Below are 25026 nucleotides of genomic sequence, written 5' to 3'. Positions count from 1 at the left end.
GCACGATGAGCCCCGAGCCGCTACCGCGCGGACCCGCACCCTTCGACACCTCCGGCATCACCCGGGCCGCCGACGGGATCGCGCGGTACGACGGTCTCGCGCCCTCCGTCGTCGCGATGGTGCGGGCCTCGGTGGAGCGCCATCCCGACGTCGAGGCGCTCGTCGAGGTGGGCGAGCAGCGGCTCACCTACGCGGAGCTCTGGGAGCGGGCCGCGACGGTCGCGGGCGGGCTCGTGGCCGACGGCGTCGACCGGGGCGACCGGGTGGCCTCGCTCCTCCCGGCGGGGGTCGACTGGGTGGTCGGGTTCCTCGGGACGCTGCTGGCCGGCGCGGTCGCGGTGCCGGTGAACACCCGCTTCGCCCCGCCGGAGGTCGAGCACGTGCTCGCCGACAGCGGGGCCTCGGTGGTGCTGCGGCCGGGCTCGCCGCTGCCGTCGGGCCATCCGCAGGCGCTCGAGGACCTCGTCCCGGGCGACCTGGCCGCGATCTTCTACACGAGCGGGACCACCGGCCGTCCCAAGGGCGCCCGCACCACGCACGGGAACTTCCTGTCCAACGTCGAGACCGCGATCCGGGTGATCGGCATCGACCGGGCCGACGGGCCGACGCTGCGCAACCTGGTCTCGGTCCCGCTGTTCCACGTCACCGGGTGCAACTCGCAACTGCTGGTGCAGCTCGGCCTCGGCGGCACGACCGTCGTCCTGCCCGCCTTCGACGGGGCCGCGTTCGTCTCGACGATCGTCGACGAGCGGATCGACACGCTCGTCAGCGTCCCCGCGATCTACGGGCTGACGCTCGCGCGTGACGACCTCGGCGTGGACCTCTCCCACGTGCGCCGGGTGACCTACGGCGGCGCCCCGATCGCCCCGGCCCTCGTGCGCCGGCTCGCGGAACGGCTTCCGCAGGCGCGGCTCGGCAACGGGTTCGGCCTCACCGAGACGTCCTCGATCTCCACCTTCCTGCCCCACGAGTGGGCGGCCGAGCACGCGGACGCGGTGGGCTTCGCGGCCCCGGTGGTGGACCTCGCGCTCGACGACGTCGACGACGCCGGGGTGGGTGAGCTCCTGATCCGCGGCCCGAACGTCGTCGACGGGTACTGGGCCGCACCGGAGGCGACGGCGGCCACCTTCGTGGACGGCTGGCTGCGCACCGGGGACCTGGCCCGGGTCGACGACGGCATGGTCCGCGTGGTCGACCGGGCCAAGGACGTCATCAACCGCGGCGGCGAGAACGTCTACTCGGTCGAGGTGGAGAACGCGCTCGCCGGCGCCCCCGGGATCGCCGAGGCGGCGGTGGTGGGGGTGCCGGACGACGTGATGGGGGAGAAGGTCGGCGCGGTGCTCATCGGGCGTGGCATCGACGTCGACGCCGTGCTCGCCCACCTCGCCGACCGGCTCGCCGACTTCAAGCTGCCGCAGTACGTGGTGGTCAGCGAGGACCCCCTGCCGCGCAACCCGGGCGGCAAGCTGCTCAAGCGCACCCTGCGCGACCGGACCGACTGGGGTCGACCGGTACGCGGACGGTAGTTCCCCGCGCGCGGCAATGGGCGACGTTCGTCCGTTCGTGACCCGATCGGCGCCGAAATGACTACGGAACGCTCCACGATCCCGCCTATCGTTCCCGACGGGGGGAAGGAAGGGGGCGTCATGTGGATCATCGCACCGCTCACGCCGGGTGCGTGCCGTGCGGACCGGGAGTGGCACCGCCGGGAGGTGGCGGCGCTCGAGCACGAACTGCGGAACATCTGGACCAACGTCTGCCTGGTCACGCACCTCGCGCAGGTGATGCCGCCGCCGGGCGCGATCCTGCAGGCCCCGACGATCGGCCGGATCACGCTCGACGACGCGCCGGCCCGGTTCTCGGTGAAGCTGCGGGCGGGCCAGCTCCCGATCGACTTCGAGCGTCGGGCCGAGCGGTTCGCGGCGGCGTTCCGGGTGCCGAAGGTCGAGATCCGGCCGCTCACCGCCGACCGACAGTGGATCTCGGTCGATCTGCTCGAGCCGTACTGGATCGAGTACCCCGACGAGTACGTGGTCGCCGCGGGGGAGGACCGGACGGTGGTCGACGGCATCCCGGACGCCGAGGAGCTCGAGCCCGCCGAGCGCGTCCGCGTGGTGGACGTCGAGCCGGTGCCCACGACCCGGGGCGGATCGTTCCGCCGGTTCTGGGGAGACCTCTGGCGCGTCCCCACGTCGGACCGGGTCGAGCCGGCGAACTGACCGGCGATGCGCGTGCTGGTCGCCGCCACCGGGGGAGCGGGTCACGTCACGCCGCTCCTCCCGGTCGCCGCGGCCTGTCGGCGGGCGGGTCACGAGGTGGTGCTCAGGTCGGGGTCGGGCTGACGGCGGCGCACCGGCAGATCACCACCCTGGCGGCGGACGCGGCCGACGCGTGGCACCCGGGCCTGACGGCGCGGATCGCGACCACCCCCTACCTCACGTTCTTCCCGCCGTCCCTCGACTCCGGGCCCGGGTCCGACCCGCCCCGGACCTATCGCTTCCGGCCCCCGCCGGCGGTGCCCGAGCCGGTGCCCGACCACTGGGCCGGCGACGACCGGCCGCTCGTGTACGTCACCTTCGGCAGCGTCGCCGCGAGCGTGCCGACCGCGGCCCCGATCTACCACGTGGCCCTGGCGGCGGTGGCGGAGCTGCCGGCCCGGGTCCTGCTCACCACCGGGCACGGGGGCGGCGACCTGCCGGTCCCGCCCGGACCGCACGTGCACGTGGCGCGGTGGGTGCCGCAGGCCGACGTGCTCGCCCGGGCGAGCGCCGTGGTCTGCTACGGCGGGTCGGGCACGGTCCTCGGCGCCCTGACGGCCGGGGTCCCGCTCGTCGTCACGCCGTTGTTCGCCGACCAGCCGGTGAACGCCGACCGGATCGCCGCCGTCGGCGCGGGTGTCCGGGTCGGTCCGCGCGCGGAGGGCGGCCCGACCGCCGCGGTCGATCCGACCGAGCTCCGGCAGGCCGTCGAGCGGGTGCTGTCCGAGCCGGTCTTCGCCGCCGCCGCCCGTCGGCTGGCCGACGAGATCGCGGCGCTGCCGCCCGTGGACGAGGCGGTCGACGTGATCACGGCGCAGGCGGGCTCAGCGGCTCCGGCTCCGCCCAGCGGATGAGGGCGATCGCGACGACGACGAGCGCCCCGCCCGCCGCCTGGGCGCCCGTGGGTCGTTGGGCGACGAGCCACCACGCCGTGAGCACCGCGAAGAGCACCTCGGTCAGCCCGACGAACGAGGCGAGCCGCGAGCCGAGCCGGCCGACCGCGGCGATGCCGGAGAGGTAGGCGAGCGCGGTCGACACGGCGGCGACCAGCAGCACGCCGACCCACCACGGGGCGGTCCACCCGGCGAGGTCGATGGGGGCGGTCGCCGCGCGCAGCGGCAGGACGCCGACCAGACCGAGAACCGCGACGACGGCGCTCCCGACGAGCGTGCCGCCCGCGATGAGCACCAGTGCCGGCGGACCGTCCTGCCCGCGACCCGATGCGGCCGAGAGCTGGAAGTACGCGGCGAGGCAGACCGCAGCGGCCAGCCCCCACACGATCCCGACGACGTCGACCGCCGCCCCGCGCCCGACGTCGAGCACGAGGACGAGGCCCGCGATCGCCAGGGCCGCGCCGAGCAGCGTCAGGGGGCGGGGACGCGCGCCGGACCGGGCCCACGTCCACCCGAGCAGCAGCACCGGCGCGGTGTACTCGATCAGCAGGGCGACGCCCACGGAGAGGCGCTCGACCGCGCCGAAGTAGCAGACCTGCGCCCCGGCGAGCGGGACGACGCCGTAGACGGCGACCGCGGGGAGGTGGCCGGGCCGCGGCCGCCAGCCCCGGGCGAGGAGGACCAGCAGCGGGACCACGAGCAGCAGCGCCGTGCCCGCGAGGCGACCGAGGGCCACGGCGGGCGCCGACCAGCCGGTGGCGAGCAGGGACGCGGCGAACGGCCCGGCCAACCCGAAGGCGAAGCCGGACAGCAGCGCGATCGCGAGGCCCGAGACCGGTTGCGGGGCGGCCCGGACGGTCACGGGACAGTCGGCGTCGGGTCGAATCCCGGGACCCACCGCCGCGCCATGTCGCGGGCCGCGACGGTCACGTCGAGCTGCGCCAGGACGTTCATCCAGCCTCCGGTCACGCGCAGAATCTGCACGTACTCCGGCGGCAGGTCCAGCGCGCGGCCGGTCCCGGCGTGTGCGGCGCTGAAGGGGTTGACCACCCGGGCGCCCTGGCGACGCATCCATGCCTCGGTGAAGTGGAACGTCTCGTGACGCACGGGCTCGGCGAGCGCGCCCACCCAGGCGACGATGTCCTCGGTGCCCGTGTCCGCCGTCACGAACCCGGCCTCTCGGGCGAGGTCGGTGCCGGCCCCGGCGTCCCCGTCGGCGAGGTGGCGCATGATGCGGCTGAGGATCGCCGGGACCCCATCGGGGAGGCGGGCCACGGCGCCGAAGTCGACCACGCCGAGCCGCCCGTCGTCGAGCACGAGGACGTTGCCGGGGTGGGGGTCTGCGTGCAGGAGGCCGACCCGCGCGGGGGAGGAGAACAGCCACTCGACGAGCGCGCCGGCGACGCGGTCGCGCTCGTCCTGGTCGTCGGACCGCCAGCGCGACAGGGGCGCCCCTTCGAGCCACTCGCTGACGAGCACCGCCGGGGCGGACGCGACGACGGCGGGGACGCGGACCTCCGGGTCGCCGGCCGTCGCCGCGACGAAGCGTCGCTGGTGGTCGGCCTCGGTGCGGTAGTCGAGCTCCTCGAGCGTCCGGTCGGCGATCTCGGCGATCAGCCGGCGGGCGTCGAGGCCCGGCAGCGCCACCTCGACCAGTCCGGCGAAGCGACGCAGCGTCCGCAGGTCCGCGGCGAGCACCGTGTCGGCACCCGGGTACTGGACCTTGACCGCGACCTCGCGGCCGTCGTGCCAGGTCGCGCCGTGGACCTGGCCGAGACTGGCGGCACCGTGGGCCTCGTCGTCGAACGTGGTGAAGCGGTCGCGCCAGCGAGCGCCGAGCTGGCGCGCGAGTACCCGGTGGACCTGCTCGGCCGGCATGCCGGCGCTCTGCGTCTGCAGCCGGGTCAGCGCCTCGTGGTACGGCTCGGCGACCTCCGCCGGCATCATCGGCTCAAACACCGCGAGGGTCTGCCCGAGCTTCATCGCCCCGCCGCGCAGCTCGCCGAGCACGGCGAACAGTTGGTGCGCGTTGCGTTCGAGCACGTCGCGGCCGATCGCCTCGGCGTCACCTCCGAGTGCGGCGCGCACCCAACCGCCGACCCGGCGACCCGCGAAGCCCACGGGCAGGCCGCCGAGCCGGCTCGCCCGTCGGAACGTCCCGACGGCAGGTCCTCGGCCATGGCGCTCCTCCCGGCTCCTCGTGATCGACAACGAACGATCAGCGCATGTGGGGACGGGTCGGTCGTCGTGGGGCGATCTCGCCGCCCGGTCCATCGGCAGGCCCTTGGGCCCGGGCGCTCGTCGGAGCATGATCGGCCGCGCCGCGCTCCGACCACCTGTAGGGATGGTCCGGGCGCATCCGTCGACGGTGCTGGAGGAGACCGGGCATGGATCGGTGGACCCGGTTGGTGGAGCACCTCTCGGATGGTGGCGATCGCGTCCGCGTGAGCTGGGCCCAACTCGAGGGTCTCGTCGGCCCGCTTCCTGCGTCCGCATCGAACCACCGTGCGTGGTGGTCGGGCGACCGGCCGCACGTGCGCGCGTGGCGGACTGCGGGGTTCGTGCTCGGAGGACTCGCGCAGGGGGAGTTCGTGGAGTTCCGTCGAGAAGGTCCGACGGTGGCGCCCCGTCGTGCCACCACGGCGGTCGCGACGCCGGTGCGTTCAACGTCGAGGGCCGACATCCTCCTGATCGCATGCGTGAAGACGAAGCGCGACGTTCCGGCCGCGGCCAAGGACCTCTACGTCTCGCCTCTGTTCGCCAAGGAGCGCGCCTACGCGGAGAGTCGACCGATCCCGTGGTTCATCCTCTCGGCCGAATACGGTCTCGTTGCTCCCGACGAGTGGCTGGAGCCGTACGAGAGGTACCTCCCCGACATGTCGTCGAGCGCGCGAACGTCGTGGGGCGCGAGCGTGGTCGAACGACTGGAGGAACTCGCGGGTCCACTCGACGCTGCAGCGGTAGAGATCCATGCGGGCCGGGCCTACATCGACGCTCTGCGCCTGCCTCTGCGTCGGGCGGGCGCTCAGCTGAGCGACCCCCTGGTCGGGCTCCGGCAGGGGGAGCGACTTCGGTGGTACGACGCACGAGCGCACGGGCCGACGACAGCAGTGTCCGTTCCTGCCGCGCAGGCGTCCGCGAACGACGAGGCAGAGGGCGTTGCGGAGGTGGTCATCGCGCACCTCGTGAACCGGCAGGCGGGCGTCTCCCCGGAGGAGTTCATCGCCCGCGGTCGAGGCGGGCTCACGTCGCCGGGCCTGTACAGCTGGTGGGTCGACCAGCAGGGAGCCGATGATTTGACCGCCGGTCTCGGTCAGCCCCTCGAGGAGGGGCTCGTCTACGCCGGTGCGGCCGGCGCCACGCGCTGGCCGAGCGGCCGGCGCTCGACGAACACACTCTGGGGCCGCATCGCAGGGATGCACCTCGGGCGGAGCCAGGAGCTCTCGACGTTCCGGAAGACGCTCGCCGCCATCCTGGCCGCTGCATGGTCAACTCCGGGCTTGTCCGAGGAACGCCTGACAGAGTGGATGCGGCGCCACCTGACCGTGATCTCGGTGGTCAGCGAGGACGCCGACCGCCTGGGCCGGTTGGAGGAGTCGGTCCTCCAGCACCTGGATCCGCCCCTGAACCTCCGAGGGATGGAGCCGACCGCGACGCGCCTTCGCCTGAGGGCGCTGCGTCGCGCACTGCCCAGCCCGCGGCCCCGGACGAGAGGTCGACGGTGATGGTGGCTGCGTGCTGCCGCTCGTGTCCGCGATCGCTCCCGTCCTGCAGGGCCGGGTGCTCTTCGTCGTGCCGACCCGGGCGCCGCGGTTCGCGCTGACGTTCGACGACGGACCCGACCCCGCGACGACGCCGGCGCTGCTCGACGTGCTCGCCCGGCACGCGGCCCACGCGACGTTCTTCCTCATCGGCGAACGGGCGGCGGCGCACCCGGACCTCGTGGCGCGGATCGCGGCGGCGGGGCACGAGATCGGCAACCACAGCTGGCGTGACCGGCCGACCTGGCGGCTCCCGCTCGATGAGTTCCGCGGCGACCTGCGCAGAACACAGCAGCTGCTCGCCGGGTTCGGGCCGGTGCGCTGGTTCCGGCCGGGCTCGGGGTGGCCGACGCCCGGGCACCTGGCGATCGCGGAGGCCGAGGGGCTGCGCTGCGTCCTGGGGAGCGCGGTCGCGGTTGCCGGCTCCGGGGCGGGGACGCCGACGAGTGCGGCCTGGCTCGACCCGGTCGTGCGGCGCGGCTCGGTGGTCGTCCTGCACGAGGGGCCGCAGCGCCTCGGCGTCGCCGACACCGTCGACGGGCTGCTGGCGAGGACCGCACGCCGCGGGCTGTCGGGCGTGACGCTCTCCGACCTGGTCTGAAGGGCGCCCCCGGCAGGATTCGAACCTGCGACACCCGCTTTAGGAGAGCGGTGCTCTATCCCCTGAGCTACGGGGGCCCGGGTGCAGCGTAACCGCTCTCTCGGCCCCGGCCCCGCGCGTGGTGCACCAGGCAGCTGCGGCGGCCCGGAACATGCCTCGTGTGCCTCTCGCGAACGGAGCAGCATCCTCGGCGCCCGCGAGTGGTTCCTCAGACATCGTCACGCGCCTCAGGACCTGCGTGGTGTGCCGTTCGCGGCGGCGAGGGAGGAGGCAGCGGGTCGAGGAGCGCCCGCTCGACCCCGTCCACGAACAGTCGCCCACCCGGGCGGAGCGCGGCGCCGATCGCGCAGAGAGCCGCGCCGCCCGGGTGTCGGCCGTCCAGGACCCCGACCCGCACGGCGAAGGCCAGGTCGAACGGCTCCTCGTCCGGGTGCAGCGCGAAGTCCTCCACGTCGACGCAGCGCACGGCCAGCCGCCCCGCCGCGATCCTGGCCGCACCGGCCGTGCGGAAGGCCCGGACGGCGGCGGGGGAGCGGTCGACGCCGAGCAGGAAGGCCACCCGGCGGGACACCTCACGCGCGGCTGCCCCCGGTCCGCACCCGATCTCGAGCACGCGCATCGAGGGCCCGAGCGGCAGGGCGTCGACGACCGCGGCCAGGCGGGGCGAAAGGGTCGTACGAGGAGGACGGCCGGTGCGCCGCCGACTCATCGGGCCCGGCCCGTGATCAGCGAGCACCTGGGGTGGCGTCGACGGTCCTGTGGCCGCCGAGGGTGCTCGCCGGGTCACGCGTCCAGGGGCTCGGCGAACACCCGGAACTCGTCACGAGCCGTGTGCATCGACCACAGCGTGTCGGCCAGGACGGCCGGGTCCTTGCGCGGGTGCCCGGGCTCGATCGCGCCGGGGATGATCAGCTGCGCGACGTGGATGCCGTCGGCGGCGACCTCGTCGTGCAGCATCGTCGCGAAGGCCCCCAGCCCGGCGAAGGCGATCGACGTGCCGGCCACGCGCGCGGATGGCCGGGCCCCGGACCCGCCGTTCACGAAGAGCACCGTGCCGCGGCCGAGGAACCGCATCCCCGGCAGCACCTGGTGCACCGCGGCGACCGGACCGTAGATCGACGTCTCCACCGGCCCGACGAGGTCGGCGGCGGTGGTCTCGAGGACCGGACGCAGGAAGTCCTTCTGCGGCAGCGGGCTGTACTGCAGCACCTCGATCGGCCCGATCGTCTCGGTGATCTGCTCCAGCGTGCGCGCCAGCGCGACCGGATCGCGGGCGTCGGTGGCGAACCCGTGGGCCGACACGCCCTCCGCGGCGAGGTCGGCGGCCAGGGCGCGCGCCCGGTCGGGGTGGCGGGAGACGAGGGCGACGTCGAGACCCTCCGCCCCGAACCGCCGGGCCGTGGCCGCGCCCAGCCCTCGCCCGGCCCCGATGATCGCGATCGTCGTCACGGGGCCCGGACTGCCCGCGCTCAGGCGTCCTTGAACCCGGTGAGCTGCGCGCCGATCCGTTGCCCCATGGCCGCGCCGAGCGCCTGGAGCCCGGACAGCGGACGCACCATCACCTCGAACTCGGTGATCAGCCCGTCCTCGTCGACGTGGATCAGGTCCACCCCGCGCAGCGCCTTGCCGTCGACCGTCGCCGAGAACTCCAGCACCGCGTCGGACCCGTCGCGGAACTGCCGGTGGTAGCGGAAGTCCTCGAACACGGTGAGCACGGTGGACAGGGCGAGCACCACCGCGTCGCGCGAGGGGTACGGCGTGTGCGCGACCGGCGACCGGAACACCGCGTCGGCGTGCACGATCTCGGGCAGGCCGCTCATGTCCCGCCGCTCGACCATGGCGTGCCAGCGGGCGAGGGTGTCGTCGAGGGTCATGCGTCGAGCGTGCCCGGGGTGTCGTCGTCGCGCACCAGCGCCCCGCCGTGCTCGGTGTACGCGCGCAGGCCGCCCGCCAGGTTCGACGCGTCGACGCCGGCTCCGGCGAGCTGCTCCGCGGCCCGGCCGCCGCGCCCGCCGCCGCGGCAGGTGGTGATCACGGAGCGGCCCGCGAACTCGGTGGGATCCAGCTCGCCGAGCGGTCGGTGCAGTGACCCGGGCGCATGCCCGGTGGCCCACTCGTCCGGCTCCCGCACGTCGACCAGGACGGCCTCCCCGGCCGCCAGCCGGCGTCGGGCCTCGTCGGGATCGATCTCGGTCATCGGGTGCCTCCCAGGTGGACGTCGTCGCGTTGGATCGACCAGGGCGCCGAGCGCCGGCCGAAGCTCGCCGTGAGGTGGAACCGGTCGGCGCGGATCATGGTGTACCGCCACTCGACCGGTCGCTCCCCGGCGGTCCCGAGCCGCTCGATGCGGAAGACGGGCGCGCCCGCAGTGATGTCGAGGAGCTTCCCGACGGCGGAGGTGGCCACCTCCGCGTGGATGCGCTCGCGGCCGCCGTCCACGCGCAGCCCGGCCCGCGTGGCGAGCTCGGTGTACAGGGCAGTGCGGGTGAGGTCGGCTCCGACGAGCGGCTCGGCGTCGGCGAAGGGCAACCACGCGCGGTCCCAGGCCAGGGGCTCGCCGTCGGAGAGCCGGAGCCGTTCGACGAGGAGCAGCGGGGTGGACTCCTCCAGGCCCAGACGCCGGGCGACGACCCCGTCCGCGACGCGCTCGAGGCGCCGGACCTCGCTCGTCTGCGTGCGCCCGGCCTCCTCGACGGCGGTGAACAGGCTGTACGCCTCGCCGACGGGCTGGTCGATGGCCGGCGGCGGGCCCGGGCGCGCGACCCGCGGCGCGCGGCCGCGCTCGGCCACGACCACCCCGTCCGCCCGGAGCTGGGAGAGCGCCTGCCGCACGGTGTAGCGGCTCACCGCGTACTCCTCGGTGAGCGCGATCTCGCCGGGGAAGGCGGCGTCGAACTCGCGCGCGTGGATGCGTCGGACGAGGTCGTCCTGCAGCTGTCCCCACAGCGGCCGCCCGTCGGCCCGGTGCAGTGCCCGCGGTCCCATCGACCACCTCCTCGCTTGACCGTACATCCTGACGAGCCTAATGTCCGGACAGGTCGGTACGGACATTTGCTGCGGAAGGAGTCCGCGTGGCCACCCGAGAGACGACACGTCCCACCACCGGGGTCGCCCCCGCGCCGTCGACCGAACGGGTCGTGCGCCGCTGCCGTGAGGTCGCGCCCGGCCTGCTCGCCGCCCTGGCGGTCGCCGGGGTCGCCACCGCGGCGGGCGCGGAGGTGCCGGTGATCGGGGGTCCGGTGTTCGGCATCGTCATCGGCCTGCTGCTGGCCACCGTCCTCGCGCCGGGCGCCCGGTGGCGTCCGGGCTTCGCGGTGGCGTCGAAGCCGGTGCTGCAGACCTCGATCGTGGTGCTGGGCGCCACGCTCTCGCTCACGCAGGTCGCGTCGGTGGGGGCCTCCTCGCTGCCGGTCATGCTCGGCACGGTGGCCGTGGCGCTCGGCGGGGCCTGGCTCGTCGGCCGCCTGCTCGGGATCGAACGGGACACGACGCTGCTGGTCGGCGTCGGCACGGCGATCTGCGGCGCGTCCGCGATCGCAGCGACGCAGTCGGTGCTGAAGGCCCGCGAGTCGACCGTCGCCTACGCCGTGGGGACGATCTTCGTCTTCAACATCGCCGCGGTCCTGGCGTTCCCGTCGCTCGGGCACCTGCTGGGGCTCGACCCGCACGCCTTCGGGCTCTGGGCGGGCACGGCGATCAACGACACCTCCTCGGTGGTCGCGGCCGGCTACGCCTACGGGGGCGACGCCGGGCCGTACTCGGTGGTCGTGAAGCTCACGCGCAGCCTGATGATCATCCCGGTCGTCATGGCGGTCGCGTTCCTGGTCGCTCGCCGCGGGGGTGCTGCCACGGGCGAGGGGCGTCGGTCGCTGCCGTGGACGCGACTGGTCCCGCTGTTCCTCGTCGGCTTCGTCGTGGCCTCGGCGCTGACGACGATCGGGGTGGTGCCGACGTCGTGGCACCCCGCACTCACGGTGGTCGGCACCTTCCTGATCACCACGGCCCTGGCCGGCATCGGGCTCTCGATGCGGATCGCGGACCTGCGCCGCGCCGGGGTGCGGCCGCTCGTGCTCGGGGCGTGCCTGTGGGTGCTGGTGGCGGCGAGCAGCCTCGGCATCCAGGCGCTGACTGTGAGCTGACCCTCAGCAACCGCTTTCGGTTGTGTCCTACCGGGTACTCGTTAGGCATGCGAAGCAACGGGGATCGCTGGGACATCACGACGAGCGTCGGGGCCACGGCCCTGGCGGTCGCCGCGGCGCGGGCGGTGGAGGGCAGACACCCCGACCCACTCGTCGAGGACCCCTACGCGCAGGCGTTCGTCGACCGCGCGGGGCTCGACGTGAAGCTGCCCGGGACGCCCACGGCGGACGCGGACTCCGAGGGCACCTGGCAGGCCATGTCGACCTACATGGGCGTCCGGTCTCGTTTCTTCGACGAGTTCTTCACCGACGCCGCGGGCGACGGGGTCCGCCAGGTGGTGATCCTCGCCGCCGGGCTCGACGCCCGTGCGTTCCGTCTCGTGTGGCCCGACGCCGTGACGGTGTACGAGGTCGATCAGGACGCGGTGCTCGAGTTCAAGGACCGGGTGCTCGACGAGCAGTCCGCCCACGCGACGGTCCGCCGGGTCCCGGTCACCGTCGACCTGCGCGACGACTGGCCCGCCGCCCTCACCGCGGCCGGGTTCGACCCCTCGGTGCCGACGGCCTGGCTCGCCGAGGGGCTCCTGCCCTACCTGCCCGCCGAGGCCGAGGACCTCCTCTTCGAACGGGTCCAGCAGTTGTCCGCGCCGGGTAGTCGCATCGCCGTCGAGCACTTCGCGGCGGCCTCGACGATGACCGCCGACCACCCGCGGTTCCGCGGGATGCAGCAGGCCCTCGGACTCGAGATCAGCGAGCTGTTCTACCCGGAGGCGCGCGGGCGCACACCCGAGGTCCACCTCTCCGAGCTGGGCTGGAAGGCCCTGGCCACGAGCGCGAAGGACCTCGCCGTCGCCTATGGCCGGCCGCTCGACGACGACACATTGGAGGCCATGGGCCGGGTCGAGCTCCTCGAGGCCGTCCGGCTCTGACGCACGGTCCCGACGGCGGGTGCCCGGCGCCCGCCGTCGAGGTGCTCGGCCGGCCCCGCGGCCGTGATCTCGATCTATGGTGCGTCCCGCTGAACCGATCTCGCCCCTGCCGGGTGGGCACCTCGCTGGTTAGGGTTCCCGACCATGACGACGGTGCTGGTGACCGGTGGTGGCGAGCGGCTCGAGCAGGTGGCGGCCGCGGTGAAGGCGGCGGGTGCCGACGCCGTCGTGGTGGACGACCCGGGCCGACTCGGCGAGGCCGTGAACGGGAAGACCTTCGACGGCTACGTCCAGCTTCCGGTGGCCATGACCCCGAGCGAGGGCAGCGTCGTCGCGAAGGTCGAGCAGTTCCTCACGCAGGGCATGCTCTCCCGCTTCCGGGCGGCCGCGACCGTGCTCCCGACCTTGGCGCCGGGCGCGAACGTCATGCTCGTCGGCGGGCAGACCAACGTCGACGTCGACGCCCCCGATGACGCCGACGCCCGCGCCGCCATGCTGCGCGTGCTCGCCCACGCCCTGCGCGCCGAGCGGGCGCCCGAGCGCCTGACCGTGCGCGTCGCGAACTCGACGTGGACCCCCGAGCAGATCGCCGCCAAGGTGACCGGCACCGGCCCGGCGGGCCCCGGCGAGCAGGGCCCGGAGGACGCCGCGATCGGCAAGGCGTACGCCGACTGGCGCGCCGAGGTCGTCGGGCTGGCCCGGGTGGAGTTCTAGAGGTGCGGAGCTCGTGAGTACTGGTGACGGGTACAGCCGTCACAGGTACTCACGGGCCTCAGGCACCTCTCAGGACTCCTGTCCATAGTGGTGGCATGCGGATCCTCGTCGTCGACGACGACCGGGCCGTGCGCGACTCCCTGCGCCGGTCCCTGGCGTTCAACGGGTACCAGGTCGAGCTGGCCACCGACGGCCAGCAGGCCCTGGACACCATCCAGCAGGAACGTCCGGATGCCCTGGTCCTCGACGTCATGATGCCGCGCCTGGACGGCCTCGAGGTGTGTCGGCGGCTGCGCAGCGCGGGCGACGATCTCCCCGTGCTGGTGCTGACCGCCCGCGAGGCGGTCTCCGACCGGGTCGCCGGGCTCGACGCGGGCGCCGACGACTACCTCGCCAAGCCGTTCGCGCTCGAGGAGCTCCTCGCACGGCTGCGGGCACTGCTGCGGCGCACCTCCCCCGAGGACCGCGACCGCGACGACACGCCCGACCCGCTGACCTTCGCCGACCTCTCGCTCGACCCCGTGACCCGCGACGTGAAGCGCGGCGACCGCGCCATCACGCTCACCCGCACCGAGTTCAGCCTGCTCGAGCTGCTCATCGCGAACCCCCGCCGCGTGCTCACCCGCAGCCGCATCCTCGAGGAGGTCTGGGGCTACGACTTCCCGACGACGGGCAATGCGCTCGAGGTCTACATCGGCTACCTGCGGCGCAAGACCGAGGCGGACGGCGAGCCCCGGCTGATCCACACCGTGCGCGGCGTGGGGTACGTGCTGCGCGCCGACGCCTGACCGGTCAGCGCCGGGGCGTGATGCCCTGCACGTTGATCGACTCCGCGGTGGGGCCGGCGACGAGGCGCGTCGTCGTCATCGCGGAGTCCTGCGTGATCGACGGGTCGCGGTAGAGGCCGAGCTTGAGGTAGTCGCCGCCGTCGAGCAGCGTGCCGCGCGGCGGGTGGTACCCGAGCACCTCCGGTCGCCCGTCGCGCCACACGTCGATCACCGCGTCGTCCGGCGAGCGGGAGAAGTGCACGTGCAGCACCACGTCGATCGTGTCGTCGGGCCGCAGCGGGCCGAGGTCCTGGTGGTCGGTGCCGACGTTGGCGAGCCGCAGCCGGCCCTGCCCCGCCTCCAGGGCGATCGGCGGCGACCCGGAGTTCGCGCGCTGGTGCCACTGCAGGACGAGCTGCCAGGTGTCGGTCGGCAGGTCCTGCAGGCGGCTGACGTCGTGCACCCAGAGGTCGTCGCCCTCCTGGTACTCGGGCAGGTGCGGCAGCACCTCGGCGCGGCGCGCGCCGCCCGGGACCACGAAGCGCAGCCCCGGTCCGTCGACGACGGTGGGCCGCGGGGCGCCGTCGACCTGACCGTCGGCGGCCATGTCGAAGTGGCCGGCGAAGTCCCCGACCGCGGTGTCGAACACGCCCTCGCCCGTGGCGGGACGGGCGGCCAGCGCCCGGCCCGCGGCGAGGGGATCGACCCGCACGGTCGCGGGCGCCTCGTCGTCGGTGATCGCGAGCGCCGGCGGCGGGACGGCGGGCGCGGCCGCGAGGTGGCCGCCGGTGAGGGCGATCGGGACGGCGATCGCGGCGCCGGCGAGCACCGCGGCGAGCAGGAGGCGGGCCCGGCCCGGCCGCGGCGGCTCCGGTGAGCGGTGCGCCGGTGGGCGCGGCAGCGTGGTGGTCATCGCACGCGCCCGACCCCGTCCATGCCTGCTCAACGACGGGCACCAGACCCCGGGTGCGCCGTCCGGGGGACCCGGTGGGCCGATCAGGGCGCCCGGAGCGTCCGTCGGTGTGCCGGGCGGCCCGCGACGTCGGATTCTGCGGGCCCTCGCTGCGCCGTACGGGACCGCCGATCCACAGCAGGCTCATCCGGTCGTCTCATGGAGTCGACGCCGGAACGCGCGTACCCATGGAGGGGTGGCGGATGGTGGACCGGCCCGGTGGGCCGTGGTGACGGGACTCGACGACGCGCGACGGGCGGCGGCGTGGCTGGCGGCGGTGGCCGTCGACTCGCTGGACCTGGTGGGGCAGGGTCTGGCCGCGATGTGGCTGTCCCGGCCGGGCGGCTCACGCGCGCGGCAGCCACAACCGCAGTAGCGCCCCGCCCGACGGCGCCTCGTGCGCGGCGACGCCTCCGTGGTGGCGGGTCGCGGTCTGCGCGACGATCGAGAGGCCGAGCCCCGAGCCCGGCATCGTGCGGGCGTCGGCGGAGCGGAAGAAGCGGTCGAAGACGAGCTCCCGCTCCTCCGGGGCGATCCCGGGGCCCTCGTCGGCGATCTCGAGCACCGCGGTGCCGGGCCGCTCGGGCGCCACACCCTCGCGCAGCACCACGGTCACCGTGGCACCGGGCGGGCTCCACTTGGCCGCGTTGTCGAGCAGGTTGAGCACCGCCCGCTCCAGTGCACTCGCGTCGCCGACGACCTCCAGCGGGGCCAGCTCGGCGGCGAACGTGACGCCGGGGGCCCGCGGCCGTGCCCGGTCGAGCGCACGCTCCACGACCTCGGACAGGTCGAGGTGCTCCGCCGCGATCTCCGGGGGGTCGTCGCGGGCCAGCTCCACGACGTCGCCGACGAGGGTCGCGAGCTCGTCGATCTGCGCCCGGAGGTCGGCGGTGAGCTCGGCCCGGTCCTCCGGCGAGAGCCGCGGCGCGTCCGGCCGGCCGGAGGCGGCCCCCTCCTCGGCGGCGACGAGCAGCTCGAGGTTGGTGCGCAGCGACGTCAGCGGCGTCCGCAGCTCGTGCCCGGCGTCCGCCACCAGACGTCGTTGTCGGTCGATCGACGACGCGAGGGCGGCGAGCATCGCGTTGAAGCTGCGGGTGAGGCGGGCGATCTCGTCGCCGCCGGTGACGGTGATCGGCTGCAGGTCGCCGGTGCGCGCGACCCGCTCGGTCGCCGAGATCAGCCGCTCCACCGGACGCAGCCCGGCACGGGCGATCGCGACACCGACGAGCGCCGCGAGCACCACCCCGATCGCCCCCACGACGACGAGGACGATCGCCAGCCGCGACAGCGTCCGTCGCGTCGGTTCCAGCTCCTGCGCGAGCACCAGCGCCCGGCCCGTCCCCGCCTGCACGGCGACGACCCGGTAGGGCGCGCCGCCGACGACCCCGGTGCGCGGGGGTTGCGGGGTCCCGCGCGCGACCGCGACCTCCTGGCTCCCGATCGGCGGCACACTGCCCTGGATCGACAGGGCACGACCGTCGGCGAGCACGATCGCGACCCGGAAGTCACCCGCGGCGAGCGCGTCGGAGGACACCGCCCGGTAGAGCAGCGAGGGGTCGGCGAGGTCACTGGAGGCCGCCGCGGTGGCCCGCTCGACGAGGCTCTCGTCGAGCTGGTCGTACAGCGCGCGGTAGGCGGTGAGGAAGACCGCGACGGCGATGAGCGCCACGAGCAGCCCGGCCCCGACCGACACCAGGATCGCCACGCGGCGGCGCAGCGGGATCTCCAGGAGCACGTGCCAGCCCGACGGTGGGCCGGGCCGCTCGGTGCCCGCCGCCGCCGTGGCGTCGTCGGGGGCGTCCGGTCCGGGGTTCATCACCCCCGATCCTCCCCGATCACGGCGTGCGAGGACCGTGACCTCCCCGTCGGGCCCGCACGGCGACGATGAGGAAGGCTGGGGAGCCATGAGCGAGACGCCCCGACCCGACGGCGAGCCGGCCCGCGCGGGGGAGGAGCCGTCGACCGTCGAACGGCCCGGTCCGGGCACCGGCTACGGGTCGGGCGGCGGGGTGCGCTGGGCCGACGCGCCGGGTGGTCACGGCGGTGGCGAGGCGACGCGGCCCTGGTCCGGCGGCCCGGCCGCGGACTACGGCTGGGGCCGGCCCGGTCCGTCGTCGGGCATGACCGCCACGCCGCCCGGCGGCTTCCCCGCCGACGCCGGAGCAGGCTGGAGCACCCCCGGTCCCGGTCGCCCGGAGCCCGTTCCCGACGACGGGCGGGGTGGCGTCGGGCGGCGCGGTCTCGTCCTCGTCGCGGTGGTGGCGCTCGTCGCGGGCCTCGTCGGCGGCGCCGTCGCGGGCTCGCTGTTCGCCTCGTCCTCGGTCTCGCAGACCTCGCTCGGGTCCACCTCCGACGCCGATCCGCTGCCGCCGGCCCCGGCCGGCTCGGTGGAGGCCATCGCCGCCACGGTGCTGCCGAGCACGGTGCAGATCGTCGGCTCCTCCGGGGCGGGCTCCGGGGTGGTCATCTCCGCCGACGGGCTGATCATGACGAACAACCACGTCCTCGCCGCCGGTCGCGCCGGGGGCCTGCAGGCGCTGTTCGCGGACGGCACGGCGGCGCCGGTGACGCTCGTCGGGACGGCGCCGTCCGCCGACATCGCGGTGGTCCGCGCGAGCGGGGTGGGCAACCTGCGGCCGGCGACGCTGGGCGACTCCGACGAGCTCAGGCAGGGGCAGGCGGTCGTGGCCGTCGGCTCGCCGCTCGGGCTCTCCGGCACCGTGACCACCGGCATCGTCTCCGCGCTGCGCCGCCCCGTCGCGGCCGGCGGGTCGGCGGCCGACCAGAGCAGCGTCATCGACGCGATCCAGACCGACGCCGCGATCAACCCCGGCAACTCCGGCGGGCCGCTCGCGGACTCCGCCGGACGCATCGTCGGGATCAACACCGCGATCGCGAGCGTCACCGGTGGCGGGGCCGGCCAGGAGGGCGGGTCGATCGGGCTCGGGTTCGCGATCCCGATGAACCACGCGCGGCGTATCGCGACCGAGCTCGTGGAGACCGGGCGCGCCACCCAGGCGATCATCGGCGTGCAGGTCGCCGACCGCGGTGCCCGCGGGGCGTCGATCGCGTCGGTCACGCCCGGGTCGCCGGCCGCGGCGGCCGGGCTGCAGCCGAACGACCTGGTGACCCGGGTCGACGATCGGCCCATCGAGGACGCGAACGCCCTCGTCGCCGCCGTCCAGTCGAGCCCGCCGGGCCAGGTGGTGACGCTGACGGTCGTCTCGGGCGGTGGTGCGCCCCGCGAGGTGCCGGTGACCCTGGGCAGCCAGGTGATCGGCGGGCGCTGACCCGCCGGCTGGTCCCGGCGGTGACCCGTCGGGCTCAGCGGGCGAGGACGGCGAACGCCCGGCCGTCGGGTCGGGCGGTGCCCGTCGGGTCCGGCAGTGCGGACTCCGACCAGGACCGCTCCACGACCCGCAGTCCCGCGGCCTCGGCGACCTCGTCGACGGCCTCGGACCCCAGCACCGCCCACGGGAACCACGTGCGCGGGGTGTCCGGGGTCTCCTCGCGGTCCTCGCGGACCAGGTGCGCGCCGCCCTGCCACAGCCCCGTCCCCGGCTCGACCTCGAGCAGGACGGTGCCGGACTCGGTCAGCAGCTGGTCGCACCGCCGCAGCAGCGCGACCGGGTCGCCGCCGATGCCGATGTTGCCGTCGGCGAGCACCACGTGCTGCCAGCGGCCCTCCCCGGGGAGGCGCTCGAAGGCGTCGCGGTGCAGCACTGCGGCGCCCCGCTGCAGGCACCGCTGCACGGCCTGGACCGAGACGTCGACGCCGAGCGCGGGGACCCCGCGGTCGGCGAGTGCGACCACGAGCCGGCCCGGGCCGCACCCGAGGTCCAGCGTGGCCCCGGAACACCGCTCGAGCAGCCAGTCGTCGGCCTCGTCGGCGTCGTCCTGCCAGCGCTGCACCGCCAGCGGCAGCACCACGCCGTCGGTGCGCACGAGACGGTGCTCGAACCCGGCGAGCGCGGCGTCGAAGACGGTGCCCTCGAGGGTGTCCGCGCCGGCTCCGGGACGTTCGCGGGCGGCGTCGACCACGGCGAACGGCTCGGTCATGGGGCTGCTCACCGACGTCACGGGCGTCCACCTCCGGAAACGGTTGCGGTGGTGCGGCGCAGCGGGGCGGCGTCGTCCCGGTCGCCGAGGAGCTCCGCGACGGCCCGGGCGAACCGGCCGTCGGGCGCGAGGTCGGCCACGGCGACGGCGTCGTCGGCGGTGTCGACGTCGGACAGCGTGTCGAGCTCCGCCACCGCGTCGTGGCCGAGGGCGTCGCGCAGGGCGGCCAGGGTGCGGGCGCCGGTGTCGTCACGAGAGGTCGGGATGGTCGAGATGATCGCCGCCCGACGCGGGTCGCGCAGTGCGAGGGCCCACCAGCCACCGTCGTGGGCGATCCCGATGCCGGCCGGCGTTCCGGACTCGACCGTGCGCAGCGCGCCGTCGAGCAGCGCGGCGTCGAGCTGCGGGGTGTCCATGCCCACCTGCACCGTCGCCGCGCCCGGGAAGAGCTCCGCGGCGTCGGCGTGCACGGCCTCGATGCGCTCGCCGAGCGCGTCCCCGCGCTGGCGGACGACGGAGTGGACGGCGAGGACCTCGGCGATCTCGTCCCCGCGCTCGGCGTCGGCGAGGTCGCCCTCGAGGGCGACGAGCACGCGGGCGCCGGGGACCGCGGCGGCGGCGTCGAGGGTGTCCAGCAGTGCGGCGGCGGCGATGCGCGCCGCGCCCTGCGGGGTCGCGGGCGGGGTGAGCCGCGTCTTCGCCCGGCCGGCGACCGGTGCCTTGGCCAGCACCAGCACCACCCGGGCAATCGGGTCGTCCTGCATGATCGGCGCGTTCGCACCGCCGGGTGTCATCGGTTCACCCGGATCGATGCGCCGTGTGCGCGGGTGCGGGCCAGCGCCTTCGTCATGTCCCGCACCGCGCGGGCCGTGCCGCGCACCGAGCCGGACACCTTGGAGCGCCCGCCCGCGCGCGGCCGGTAGGCCACGTCGACCTCGCGGATCGTCCAGCCCGCCGCGCCCGCCCGGATGAGCAGTTCGAGCGGATAGCCGAAGGCGCGGTCGGTGATGCCGAGGTCGAGCAGCGCCTGTCGGCGGGCGACCCGCACCGGGGCGATGTCGCGGACCCCGACGCCCTGCGCCCGCATGAGACCCGACAGCACGAGGTTGGACAGCCGCGCGTGCCACGGCCACACCCCCTTGGCCGCCGGGACGCGACGGCCGACGACGAGGTCGGCGTCGGTGTCGAGCAGCAGCCGGACCATCGCCGGGAGCTCGGCGGGGTCGAGGGACCCGTCGGCGTCGATCGTCGCGACGACCTCGGTGCGGCTCGCCTCCAGCCCGGCGTGGACCGCGGCGCCGTAGCCCTTGCGCTGCTCGTGCACCACCAGCGCGCCGCGGCCCGCGGCGAGCTCCGGGGTGCCGTCGGTGGAGCCGTTGTCGGCCACCACCGCGTCGAAGCCCTCGGGCAGGGCGTCGAGCACGGCAGGGAGCGCCTCGACCTCGTTCAGGCACGGGAGCACCACATCGACACGACTGCTCACCGTGGTCACGCTATGAGGTCGGGTTCCGACGCGCGCAACCGGGTTGGTTTCTCGTGTCCGCCGTGAAGCGGCGGTGAAGGTGATCCGATCGGAGCACCTTTTCCCGCCGCTCGGGCCCTGCTCACTGCGTCCTGACGTCGGCTTCGTACCCTCCGTGGCGATGAGCACGGTGCTCGGGCCGACGCGCCCGCAGGACGACGAGGCCCCGGACGCCCCCGCACGACGGGGCCCCCGGCTCCGTGGTGACCTGATCGCGGTCGCCCTCGGGTGCGCGCTCGTCGCGGGGGCGGCCCTGTACGGCTGGGCCGCGATCGACCGCGGCGTCAAGATCCTCGTCGGCTGGCCACCGATCCTCGCCGAGTGGATGCCGCACTTCTCGCCGGGCGGGCTCTCCGCGGTCGTCGTGGCGGTGCTGGTGGTGACGGCCGGCCCCACCGTCGCCGCGCGCCTGCGCTGGGGGCCCCTGCTGCTGCTGACCTACGTCGCCGCCGCCGCGTGGACCTTCTGCCTCGCCCTCATCGACGGCTACCAGGTCGGCATCGTCGACCGGCTCACCACGCCGACCGAGTACCTCGTCGAGGTCGGCCGGTACCCGGGGCTCGGCCCGTTCCTCTCGACGTTCGCCGACCGCATCGTCGGGATGACCCCCGACACCCTGGTCACCCACTCCTCGGGGCACCCGCCCCTCGCGACGCTCGTCTACGTGTGGATCGCGCGGTTCTGGGAGCCGGGCGGCGAGGCGGCGTCGTTGGTGACGCTGTTCGTCGGGGCGTCGGCCGCGGTCGCGGTGGCCGTGACGATCGGCGCGCTCGGCGGCGTGACGTGGGGTCCGCTGCGCCCCGGGTCGGTGTCGCTGCCCCTCGCGCCGGACGCCGTCGAGGCCGGCCGGGCCGTCGCCCGCCGCTACATCCCGTTCGGTGTGCTCTTCCCCGGCGCGGTGTGGGTCGGCGTCTCGGCGGACGGGATGTTCGCCGCGGTGTTCGCGTGGGCGGTCGCGTTCTTCGCGCTCGGTGCCGTGCGTCGCGGGGTGCTCGGCTCGGTCCTGTGCCTGATCGGCGGACTCGGCTTCGGCGCGAGCCTGTTCCTGTCCTACGGGCTCGCCGCGTTCGGGCTGGCGCCGGTGGCGGTCGCGGTGCTGGTGCGGCGCTGGTGGCCGCTCGTCGTCGCGACCGTGGGCGTGCTGGCCGTGGTGGGCCTGTTCCACCTCGGCGGGTTCTTCTGGTTCGACGGCTACACCCAGGTCAAGATCCGGTACTACCAGCCCGGCGAGTTCGGCCTGATGCGCCCGTACAGCTACTGGGTGTGGGCCAACTTCGCCGCGTTCGCGCTGGCGATCGGGCCCGCCGTCGTGGCGGGTCTGCGCCGGCTGGCGTGGTGGCCGAAGCAGGCGCCCGTCGCGCTCGTCGCCCTCGTGGGGGTGGCGGTGCTCGCCGTGCTCGTCGCCGACGTCTCGGGGCTCTCCAAGTCCGAGGTCGAGCGCATCTGGCTGCCGTTCGGCACGTGGATGGTGCTGGCCTGCGCCCTGCTGCCGACGAGGTCGGTGCGCTGGTGGCTCGCGGCGCAGGCCGTCCTGGCGCTCCTGGTGAACAGCCTGGTGCTCACCACCTGGTAGGTCGGCTCCGTCCGTCGACGCGACGTGACGGGCCATCACGAGGCGCTCCGGAGAACCGGTGCCGACGGCATCGGTCCCGGGAGCGGTCGGCGGACCGAGGTGACGGCGGGCGACCGCCCGGTCACGGCTCGGAGTCGGTGGGGCCGCACCCGAACTGAACGAACGCGTCGTTCGTGGCTTCCAGCTGCACGAACGACCCGTTCGTTCCGGGAACGGAGCCCTCCGTCGTCAGGAGCGGATCGCGGCGCGCAGCGGGTCGGTGGCGAAGCGGGTGATGCCCTCGGCGAACCCGACCTGCGCGCGGAAGCCGAGCAGTTCGGCGGCCCGGGCGGGGTCGGCGGTCACGTGCCGGACGTCGCCGGGACGGGCGCCGCCCACGATCTGCGGCGCCGGCCCGTCCATGGCCTCCGCGAGCTGGCCCGCGAGGTCGGCGATCGTGCGGACCTCGCCGGAACAGACGTTGAGCGGGGTGCAGGTGCCCGCCGGGGTGGTGTCCTCGGCGGCCTCGAGCGCGGCCACGTTGATGCCGGCGACGTCGCTGACGTGCACGAAGTCGCGCCGCTGCCGCCCGTCCTCCATGACCCGCGGGGCCTCGCCGCGCTCGAGCGACGAGCGGAAGATCGAGGCGACGCCGGCGTACGGCGTGTTCTGCGGCATCCGCGGGCCGTACACGTTGTGGTAGCGCATCGCGTACACCCGGCCGCCCGTCGCGCGGGCCCACGCGACCGCGAGGTGCTCCTGCGCGAGCTTCGTGGCGGCGTAGGTGGAGCGGGGCTCGAGGGCGGCGTCCTCGGGGATGAGCTCACCCTGCAGGTCGCGGCCGCAGACGGGGCACGGCAGGTCGTAGCGGCCGGCGTCGACGTCGGCCTGCGTCCGCGCGGGCGGGGGCTGCACACCGTGCTCGGGGCAGGAGTAGCGGCCCTCGCCGTAGACCACCATCGAGCTCGCCATCACGAGCTTCCGGTGTCCCGACCGGTACATCGCGGCGAGGAGCACGGCGGTGGCGACGTCGTTGTTCTCGGCGAACGCGGGCGCGTCGTTGGGGTCCACGCCGTGCCCGACCATGGCCGCCTGGTGGCAGACCGCGTCGACGTCGGGCAGGAGACGGTCGAGGAGGTCGGCGTCGCGGACGTCGCCGTGGACGAGCTCGTACCGGTCGAGCCACTCCGGGGCCTTGCCGTCGGCGTGGGCCTGCGGGAGCAGGGCGTCGAGGAGCACGGGCGTGTGGCCGCGTTCGGCGAGCTGGTCGGCGATGGCGGAGCCGATGAAACCGGCACCGCCGGTCAGGAGGACGCGCACGGCGGTCACGGTAGGCGTTGCCCCGGCGCCGACTAGGGTCTGGGGTATGGAACTCCCGCGGGCCACGACGACGTCGATCGAGAACCTGGGCGGCAGCGACGACCTGCTCGGTCGGGCGCTCGTCGTCATCGTCGACGACCGCGTCTCCACCGGGGAGCTCGCCGACACCACCGGTCCGCTGGTGACCGAGCTGCTGGGTGAGGCCGGGCTGGTCGTCGACGGCACGATCGTGGTGCCGGGCGAGTCGGTGGCGATCCGCAACGCGCTGAACACGGCCGTCATCGGCGGGGTGGACGTGGTCATCACCGTCGGCGGCACCGGGGTGTCCCCGCGCGCCGTGACCGCCGACGCCACCGCCGGGGTGCTCGACCGCCCGATCCCGGGCATCGCCGAGGCCATCCGCGCCTCCGGGCTCGCCGCCGGCGCGGTCGACGCGGGCCTCTCGCGCGGGCTCGTCGGGGTCTCCGGGTCGACGCTCGTGGTGAACCTGGCGTCCTCGCGCGCCGCGGTCCGCGACGGGATGGCGACGCTGACGCCGCTCATCGCGCACGTGATCGCCGAGCTCTCCGGGCTGGAGGAGAACTGACCGACCCCGACCGTGCCGCACGGGCCCGTCGCCGGGCCCGTGAGGCGTTGTTCGGCGACGTCTCCCCGGCGAGCGCCGACGAGCGGGACGACGCCGACCGGGGGCGGGACGAGGACGCGCGCAGCTTCTACGAGCGGGAGCGGCCACCCCACCACGACCGGGAGCGCTGACCCCGCGTCGGCGCGAGGGCGCCGGGACCCGACACGCCGGTCGCCTCACCGCAGCGTCAGGGTCACCTCCTGACCGATCGTGGCCGCCGCGACCCGCGCGGCGACCGGCCCCGGGAGGGCCACCACCACGACCGGGCTGCTGGAACGGTCCTCCGCGGGCAGGACGGCCAGCACCCGGGCGCCCGGCGCCAGGATCGTCCCGCCCTCCCCACCGCCGCGGGCCCCGCCGACGACGTCGACGAGCGCGCCCGGGCGCACCAGCGCCGCGACCGCCGGGTCGGCCAACCGCAGCGGCACCCCCGCGGCGTCGGCCGTCCCCGCCGAGGCCCGCGCGGCCTCCGGCCCGACCAGCCGGACGTCGGTCAGCACCTCCCCGGCGCGCACCCCACCGACGAGGCGACCACCGGTCACGGCGGCCGCGGTGGTCAGCGCGCCCTCCGGCACGGTGCCGGGCGGACGGCTCACCACGGCGAGGTCGGCGGGGCCGATCGCCTCGCCCGGCGTGAGGTCCCGGGACGCCACCACGACGGGTGACCCCGCCACCTCGGGGGACGCCGCCCCGAGCCCTCCGAGCACGACGGCGAGCACCACGAGCACGCCGGCCACCAGCCGGCGCAGCAGCAGCGCGCGGCGCCACCCCGCGGTGCGCCATCCGACCCGTCGTCCGGAAACCCTCACGCGTCCGACGGTAGGGCGGCGACCGCACCCACCGGGCGTGGAGATCACGCCCTGTGGACAATGGGGGCGGAGCGTGCCGGTTGTGGATGGCCGGGCTCAACCCGATCCGCCGGAGACGTGAGGGG

At 75.1% G+C, this 25026-nt stretch carries 28 protein-coding genes and 1 tRNA gene; 14 read left to right on the top strand and 15 right to left on the bottom strand.

Translation table 11 applies throughout. The features are described 5' to 3' along the window. Positions 1 to 5 precede the first annotated feature (5 nt). From ACQPYX_RS24110 to ACQPYX_RS24100, 3 genes are all read left to right on the top strand, one after another. Positions 6 to 1526: a class I adenylate-forming enzyme family protein gene (locus ACQPYX_RS24110; protein WP_433799785.1), complete on the top strand. Its 1521-nt coding sequence runs from the start codon at positions 6 to 8 to the stop codon at positions 1524 to 1526. Positions 1527 to 1646: 120 nt separating this feature from the next. After that, complete coding sequence (locus ACQPYX_RS24105) at positions 1647 to 2219, top strand: hypothetical protein (RefSeq protein WP_433799784.1); 573 nt, start codon at positions 1647 to 1649, stop codon at positions 2217 to 2219. A 308-nt stretch (positions 2220 to 2527) separates the two neighbouring features. Further along, positions 2528 to 3112 (top strand): glycosyltransferase, encoded by a 585-nt coding sequence (locus ACQPYX_RS24100; protein ID WP_433799783.1) that lies wholly within the window; start codon positions 2528 to 2530, stop codon positions 3110 to 3112. Here ACQPYX_RS24100 and ACQPYX_RS24095 read toward each other — a convergent pair. Both ACQPYX_RS24095 and ACQPYX_RS24090 read right to left on the bottom strand, forming a co-directional pair. Next, the gene (locus ACQPYX_RS24095; RefSeq protein WP_433799782.1) at positions 3066 to 4013 is read right to left on the bottom strand and encodes an EamA family transporter; all 948 of its coding nucleotides are present in this window, start codon (positions 4011 to 4013) and stop codon (positions 3066 to 3068) included. The two genes, ACQPYX_RS24100 and ACQPYX_RS24095, sit on opposite strands and share 47 nt — an antisense overlap. Next, on the bottom strand, positions 4010 to 5239 hold the full coding sequence (locus tag ACQPYX_RS24090) for an ABC1 kinase family protein (RefSeq protein ID WP_433799781.1): 1230 nt from the start codon (positions 5237 to 5239) through the stop codon (positions 4010 to 4012). Before ACQPYX_RS24090 ends, ACQPYX_RS24095 begins: the two co-directional genes overlap by 4 nt. Before the next feature lie 299 nt (positions 5240 to 5538). On the opposite strand from ACQPYX_RS24090, the gene ACQPYX_RS24085 reads away from it, so the two are divergent. Beyond that, entirely contained in the window at positions 5539 to 6876 is a 1338-nt protein-coding gene (locus ACQPYX_RS24085; protein ID WP_433799780.1) for a DUF6884 domain-containing protein, read from the top strand. A 10-nt stretch (positions 6877 to 6886) separates the two neighbouring features. After that, on the top strand, positions 6887 to 7513 hold the full coding sequence (locus tag ACQPYX_RS24080) for a polysaccharide deacetylase family protein (RefSeq protein WP_433799779.1): 627 nt from the start codon (positions 6887 to 6889) through the stop codon (positions 7511 to 7513). 4 nt (positions 7514 to 7517) lie between these two features. Here ACQPYX_RS24080 and ACQPYX_RS24075 read toward each other — a convergent pair. From ACQPYX_RS24075 to ACQPYX_RS24050, 6 genes are all read right to left on the bottom strand, one after another. After that, a tRNA-Arg gene (locus ACQPYX_RS24075) sits at positions 7518 to 7590 on the bottom strand. Positions 7591 to 7721: 131 nt separating this feature from the next. After that, positions 7722 to 8222: an SAM-dependent methyltransferase gene (locus ACQPYX_RS24070; protein ID WP_433799778.1), complete on the bottom strand. Its 501-nt coding sequence runs from the start codon at positions 8220 to 8222 to the stop codon at positions 7722 to 7724. 74 nt (positions 8223 to 8296) lie between these two features. Further along, positions 8297 to 8962 carry an SDR family NAD(P)-dependent oxidoreductase gene (locus ACQPYX_RS24065; RefSeq protein WP_433799777.1) on the bottom strand — a complete coding sequence of 222 codons (666 nt, stop codon included), beginning with the start codon at positions 8960 to 8962 and terminating at the stop codon, positions 8297 to 8299. Between the two features lie 20 nt (positions 8963 to 8982). Then, complete coding sequence (locus ACQPYX_RS24060; protein ID WP_433799776.1) at positions 8983 to 9387, bottom strand: nuclear transport factor 2 family protein; 405 nt, start codon at positions 9385 to 9387, stop codon at positions 8983 to 8985. Continuing rightward, positions 9384 to 9710 carry a rhodanese-like domain-containing protein gene (locus ACQPYX_RS24055; RefSeq protein ID WP_433799775.1) on the bottom strand — a complete coding sequence of 109 codons (327 nt, stop codon included), beginning with the start codon at positions 9708 to 9710 and terminating at the stop codon, positions 9384 to 9386. The genes ACQPYX_RS24060 and ACQPYX_RS24055 overlap by 4 nt, the downstream gene beginning before the upstream one ends. Continuing rightward, positions 9707 to 10498, bottom strand: coding sequence for a GntR family transcriptional regulator (locus ACQPYX_RS24050; protein ID WP_433799774.1), 792 nt, complete (start codon positions 10496 to 10498; stop codon positions 9707 to 9709). The genes ACQPYX_RS24055 and ACQPYX_RS24050 overlap by 4 nt, the downstream gene beginning before the upstream one ends. A gap of 86 nt (positions 10499 to 10584) precedes the next feature. On the opposite strand from ACQPYX_RS24050, the gene ACQPYX_RS24045 reads away from it, so the two are divergent. The 4 genes from ACQPYX_RS24045 to ACQPYX_RS24030 all read left to right on the top strand — a co-directional run bounded on the left by ACQPYX_RS24045 (position 10585) and on the right by ACQPYX_RS24030 (position 14083). Then, positions 10585 to 11652, top strand: a complete 1068-nt coding sequence (locus tag ACQPYX_RS24045; RefSeq protein ID WP_433799773.1) for a YeiH family protein — start codon at positions 10585 to 10587, stop codon at positions 11650 to 11652. Between the two features lie 47 nt (positions 11653 to 11699). Continuing rightward, positions 11700 to 12581 (top strand): SAM-dependent methyltransferase, encoded by an 882-nt coding sequence (locus tag ACQPYX_RS24040; protein WP_433799772.1) that lies wholly within the window; start codon positions 11700 to 11702, stop codon positions 12579 to 12581. A gap of 144 nt (positions 12582 to 12725) precedes the next feature. Next, a complete protein-coding gene (locus tag ACQPYX_RS24035; RefSeq protein WP_433799771.1) occupies positions 12726 to 13295 on the top strand; it encodes a hypothetical protein in 570 nt (189 codons plus the stop codon). A gap of 95 nt (positions 13296 to 13390) precedes the next feature. Then, positions 13391 to 14083 carry a response regulator transcription factor gene (locus ACQPYX_RS24030; RefSeq protein WP_230755086.1) on the top strand — a complete coding sequence of 231 codons (693 nt, stop codon included), beginning with the start codon at positions 13391 to 13393 and terminating at the stop codon, positions 14081 to 14083. 4 nt (positions 14084 to 14087) lie between these two features. Here ACQPYX_RS24030 and ACQPYX_RS24025 read toward each other — a convergent pair whose 3' ends face one another. Beyond that, a complete protein-coding gene (locus ACQPYX_RS24025; RefSeq protein WP_433799770.1) occupies positions 14088 to 14975 on the bottom strand; it encodes a heparin lyase I family protein in 888 nt (295 codons plus the stop codon). 235 nt (positions 14976 to 15210) lie between these two features. On the opposite strand from ACQPYX_RS24025, the gene ACQPYX_RS24020 reads away from it, so the two are divergent. Further along, complete coding sequence (locus ACQPYX_RS24020) at positions 15211 to 15390, top strand: hypothetical protein (RefSeq protein ID WP_433799769.1); 180 nt, start codon at positions 15211 to 15213, stop codon at positions 15388 to 15390. On the opposite strand, the gene ACQPYX_RS24015 is transcribed toward ACQPYX_RS24020, so the two are convergent. Continuing rightward, on the bottom strand, positions 15361 to 16830 hold the full coding sequence (locus ACQPYX_RS24015) for an ATP-binding protein (RefSeq protein ID WP_433799768.1): 1470 nt from the start codon (positions 16828 to 16830) through the stop codon (positions 15361 to 15363). The two genes, ACQPYX_RS24020 and ACQPYX_RS24015, sit on opposite strands and share 30 nt — an antisense overlap. An 88-nt stretch (positions 16831 to 16918) precedes the next feature. On the opposite strand from ACQPYX_RS24015, the gene ACQPYX_RS24010 reads away from it, so the two are divergent. Continuing rightward, a complete protein-coding gene (locus ACQPYX_RS24010; protein WP_433799767.1) occupies positions 16919 to 18304 on the top strand; it encodes a S1C family serine protease in 1386 nt (461 codons plus the stop codon). Positions 18305 to 18338: 34 nt separating this feature from the next. Here ACQPYX_RS24010 and ACQPYX_RS24005 read toward each other — a convergent pair whose 3' ends face one another. From ACQPYX_RS24005 to ACQPYX_RS23995, 3 genes are read right to left on the bottom strand one after another with little or no spacing between them, the layout of a single operon-like run. Next, positions 18339 to 19073: a class I SAM-dependent methyltransferase gene (locus ACQPYX_RS24005; protein WP_433799766.1), complete on the bottom strand. Its 735-nt coding sequence runs from the start codon at positions 19071 to 19073 to the stop codon at positions 18339 to 18341. 17 nt (positions 19074 to 19090) lie between these two features. Continuing rightward, positions 19091 to 19867: a TIGR04282 family arsenosugar biosynthesis glycosyltransferase gene (locus ACQPYX_RS24000; protein WP_433799764.1), complete on the bottom strand. Its 777-nt coding sequence runs from the start codon at positions 19865 to 19867 to the stop codon at positions 19091 to 19093. Continuing rightward, positions 19864 to 20556 (bottom strand): glycosyltransferase family 2 protein, encoded by a 693-nt coding sequence (locus ACQPYX_RS23995; RefSeq protein WP_433799763.1) that lies wholly within the window; start codon positions 20554 to 20556, stop codon positions 19864 to 19866. The genes ACQPYX_RS24000 and ACQPYX_RS23995 overlap by 4 nt, the downstream gene beginning before the upstream one ends. 160 nt (positions 20557 to 20716) lie before the next feature. Here ACQPYX_RS23995 and ACQPYX_RS23990 point away from each other — a divergent pair, with 160 nt between their 5' ends. Further along, positions 20717 to 22168 carry a hypothetical protein gene (locus tag ACQPYX_RS23990; protein ID WP_433799762.1) on the top strand — a complete coding sequence of 484 codons (1452 nt, stop codon included), beginning with the start codon at positions 20717 to 20719 and terminating at the stop codon, positions 22166 to 22168. Between the two features lie 228 nt (positions 22169 to 22396). On the opposite strand, the gene ACQPYX_RS23985 is transcribed toward ACQPYX_RS23990, so the two are convergent. Then, positions 22397 to 23467 carry an NAD-dependent epimerase/dehydratase family protein gene (locus ACQPYX_RS23985; RefSeq protein ID WP_433799761.1) on the bottom strand — a complete coding sequence of 357 codons (1071 nt, stop codon included), beginning with the start codon at positions 23465 to 23467 and terminating at the stop codon, positions 22397 to 22399. A gap of 46 nt (positions 23468 to 23513) precedes the next feature. On the opposite strand from ACQPYX_RS23985, the gene ACQPYX_RS23980 reads away from it, so the two are divergent. Beyond that, positions 23514 to 24053, top strand: a complete 540-nt coding sequence (locus ACQPYX_RS23980) for a MogA/MoaB family molybdenum cofactor biosynthesis protein (RefSeq protein ID WP_433799760.1) — start codon at positions 23514 to 23516, stop codon at positions 24051 to 24053. Positions 24054 to 24100: 47 nt separating this feature from the next. Beyond that, positions 24101 to 24223, top strand: a complete 123-nt coding sequence (locus ACQPYX_RS23975) for a hypothetical protein (RefSeq protein ID WP_255694365.1) — start codon at positions 24101 to 24103, stop codon at positions 24221 to 24223. 45 nt (positions 24224 to 24268) lie between these two features. Here the strand turns inward: ACQPYX_RS23975 and ACQPYX_RS23970 are convergent, their stop codons facing one another. Then, entirely contained in the window at positions 24269 to 24901 is a 633-nt protein-coding gene (locus ACQPYX_RS23970; protein ID WP_433799759.1) for an SAF domain-containing protein, read from the bottom strand. Positions 24902 to 25026: the final 125 nt, after the last annotated feature.

Source organism: Actinomycetospora sp. CA-084318, assembly GCF_050955885.1.
Classification (GTDB): domain Bacteria; phylum Actinomycetota; class Actinomycetes; order Mycobacteriales; family Pseudonocardiaceae; genus Actinomycetospora.
The sequence above is the reverse complement of the archived record's forward strand: the minus strand, read 5'-3'. Positions and strand labels throughout refer to the sequence as shown.

What these genes read in the sequence shown, in the direction of transcription:
- ACQPYX_RS24005 (WP_433799766.1), bottom strand. Translation starts at nt 19,073, where the DNA reads ATGACCGAGCCGTTCGCCGTGGTCGACGCCGCCCGCGAACGTCCCGGA.
- ACQPYX_RS24035 (WP_433799771.1), top strand. Translation starts at nt 12,726, where the DNA reads ATGACGACGGTGCTGGTGACCGGTGGTGGCGAGCGGCTCGAGCAGGTG.
- ACQPYX_RS24010 (WP_433799767.1), top strand. Translation starts at nt 16,919, where the DNA reads ATGAGCGAGACGCCCCGACCCGACGGCGAGCCGGCCCGCGCGGGGGAG.
- ACQPYX_RS24025 (WP_433799770.1), bottom strand. Translation starts at nt 14,975, where the DNA reads ATGACCACCACGCTGCCGCGCCCACCGGCGCACCGCTCACCGGAGCCG.
- ACQPYX_RS24000 (WP_433799764.1), bottom strand. Translation starts at nt 19,867, where the DNA reads ATGACACCCGGCGGTGCGAACGCGCCGATCATGCAGGACGACCCGATT.
- ACQPYX_RS24060 (WP_433799776.1), bottom strand. Translation starts at nt 9,387, where the DNA reads ATGACCCTCGACGACACCCTCGCCCGCTGGCACGCCATGGTCGAGCGG.
- ACQPYX_RS24040 (WP_433799772.1), top strand. Translation starts at nt 11,700, where the DNA reads ATGCGAAGCAACGGGGATCGCTGGGACATCACGACGAGCGTCGGGGCC.
- ACQPYX_RS24055 (WP_433799775.1), bottom strand. Translation starts at nt 9,710, where the DNA reads ATGACCGAGATCGATCCCGACGAGGCCCGACGCCGGCTGGCGGCCGGG.
- ACQPYX_RS23990 (WP_433799762.1), top strand. Translation starts at nt 20,717, where the DNA reads ATGAGCACGGTGCTCGGGCCGACGCGCCCGCAGGACGACGAGGCCCCG.
- ACQPYX_RS24085 (WP_433799780.1), top strand. Translation starts at nt 5,539, where the DNA reads ATGGATCGGTGGACCCGGTTGGTGGAGCACCTCTCGGATGGTGGCGAT.
- ACQPYX_RS24070 (WP_433799778.1), bottom strand. Translation starts at nt 8,222, where the DNA reads ATGAGTCGGCGGCGCACCGGCCGTCCTCCTCGTACGACCCTTTCGCCC.
- ACQPYX_RS24050 (WP_433799774.1), bottom strand. Translation starts at nt 10,498, where the DNA reads ATGGGACCGCGGGCACTGCACCGGGCCGACGGGCGGCCGCTGTGGGGA.
- ACQPYX_RS23980 (WP_433799760.1), top strand. Translation starts at nt 23,514, where the DNA reads ATGGAACTCCCGCGGGCCACGACGACGTCGATCGAGAACCTGGGCGGC.
- ACQPYX_RS24015 (WP_433799768.1), bottom strand. Translation starts at nt 16,830, where the DNA reads ATGAACCCCGGACCGGACGCCCCCGACGACGCCACGGCGGCGGCGGGC.
- ACQPYX_RS24110 (WP_433799785.1), top strand. Translation starts at nt 6, where the DNA reads ATGAGCCCCGAGCCGCTACCGCGCGGACCCGCACCCTTCGACACCTCC.
- ACQPYX_RS24030 (WP_230755086.1), top strand. Translation starts at nt 13,391, where the DNA reads ATGCGGATCCTCGTCGTCGACGACGACCGGGCCGTGCGCGACTCCCTG.
- ACQPYX_RS24105 (WP_433799784.1), top strand. Translation starts at nt 1,647, where the DNA reads ATGTGGATCATCGCACCGCTCACGCCGGGTGCGTGCCGTGCGGACCGG.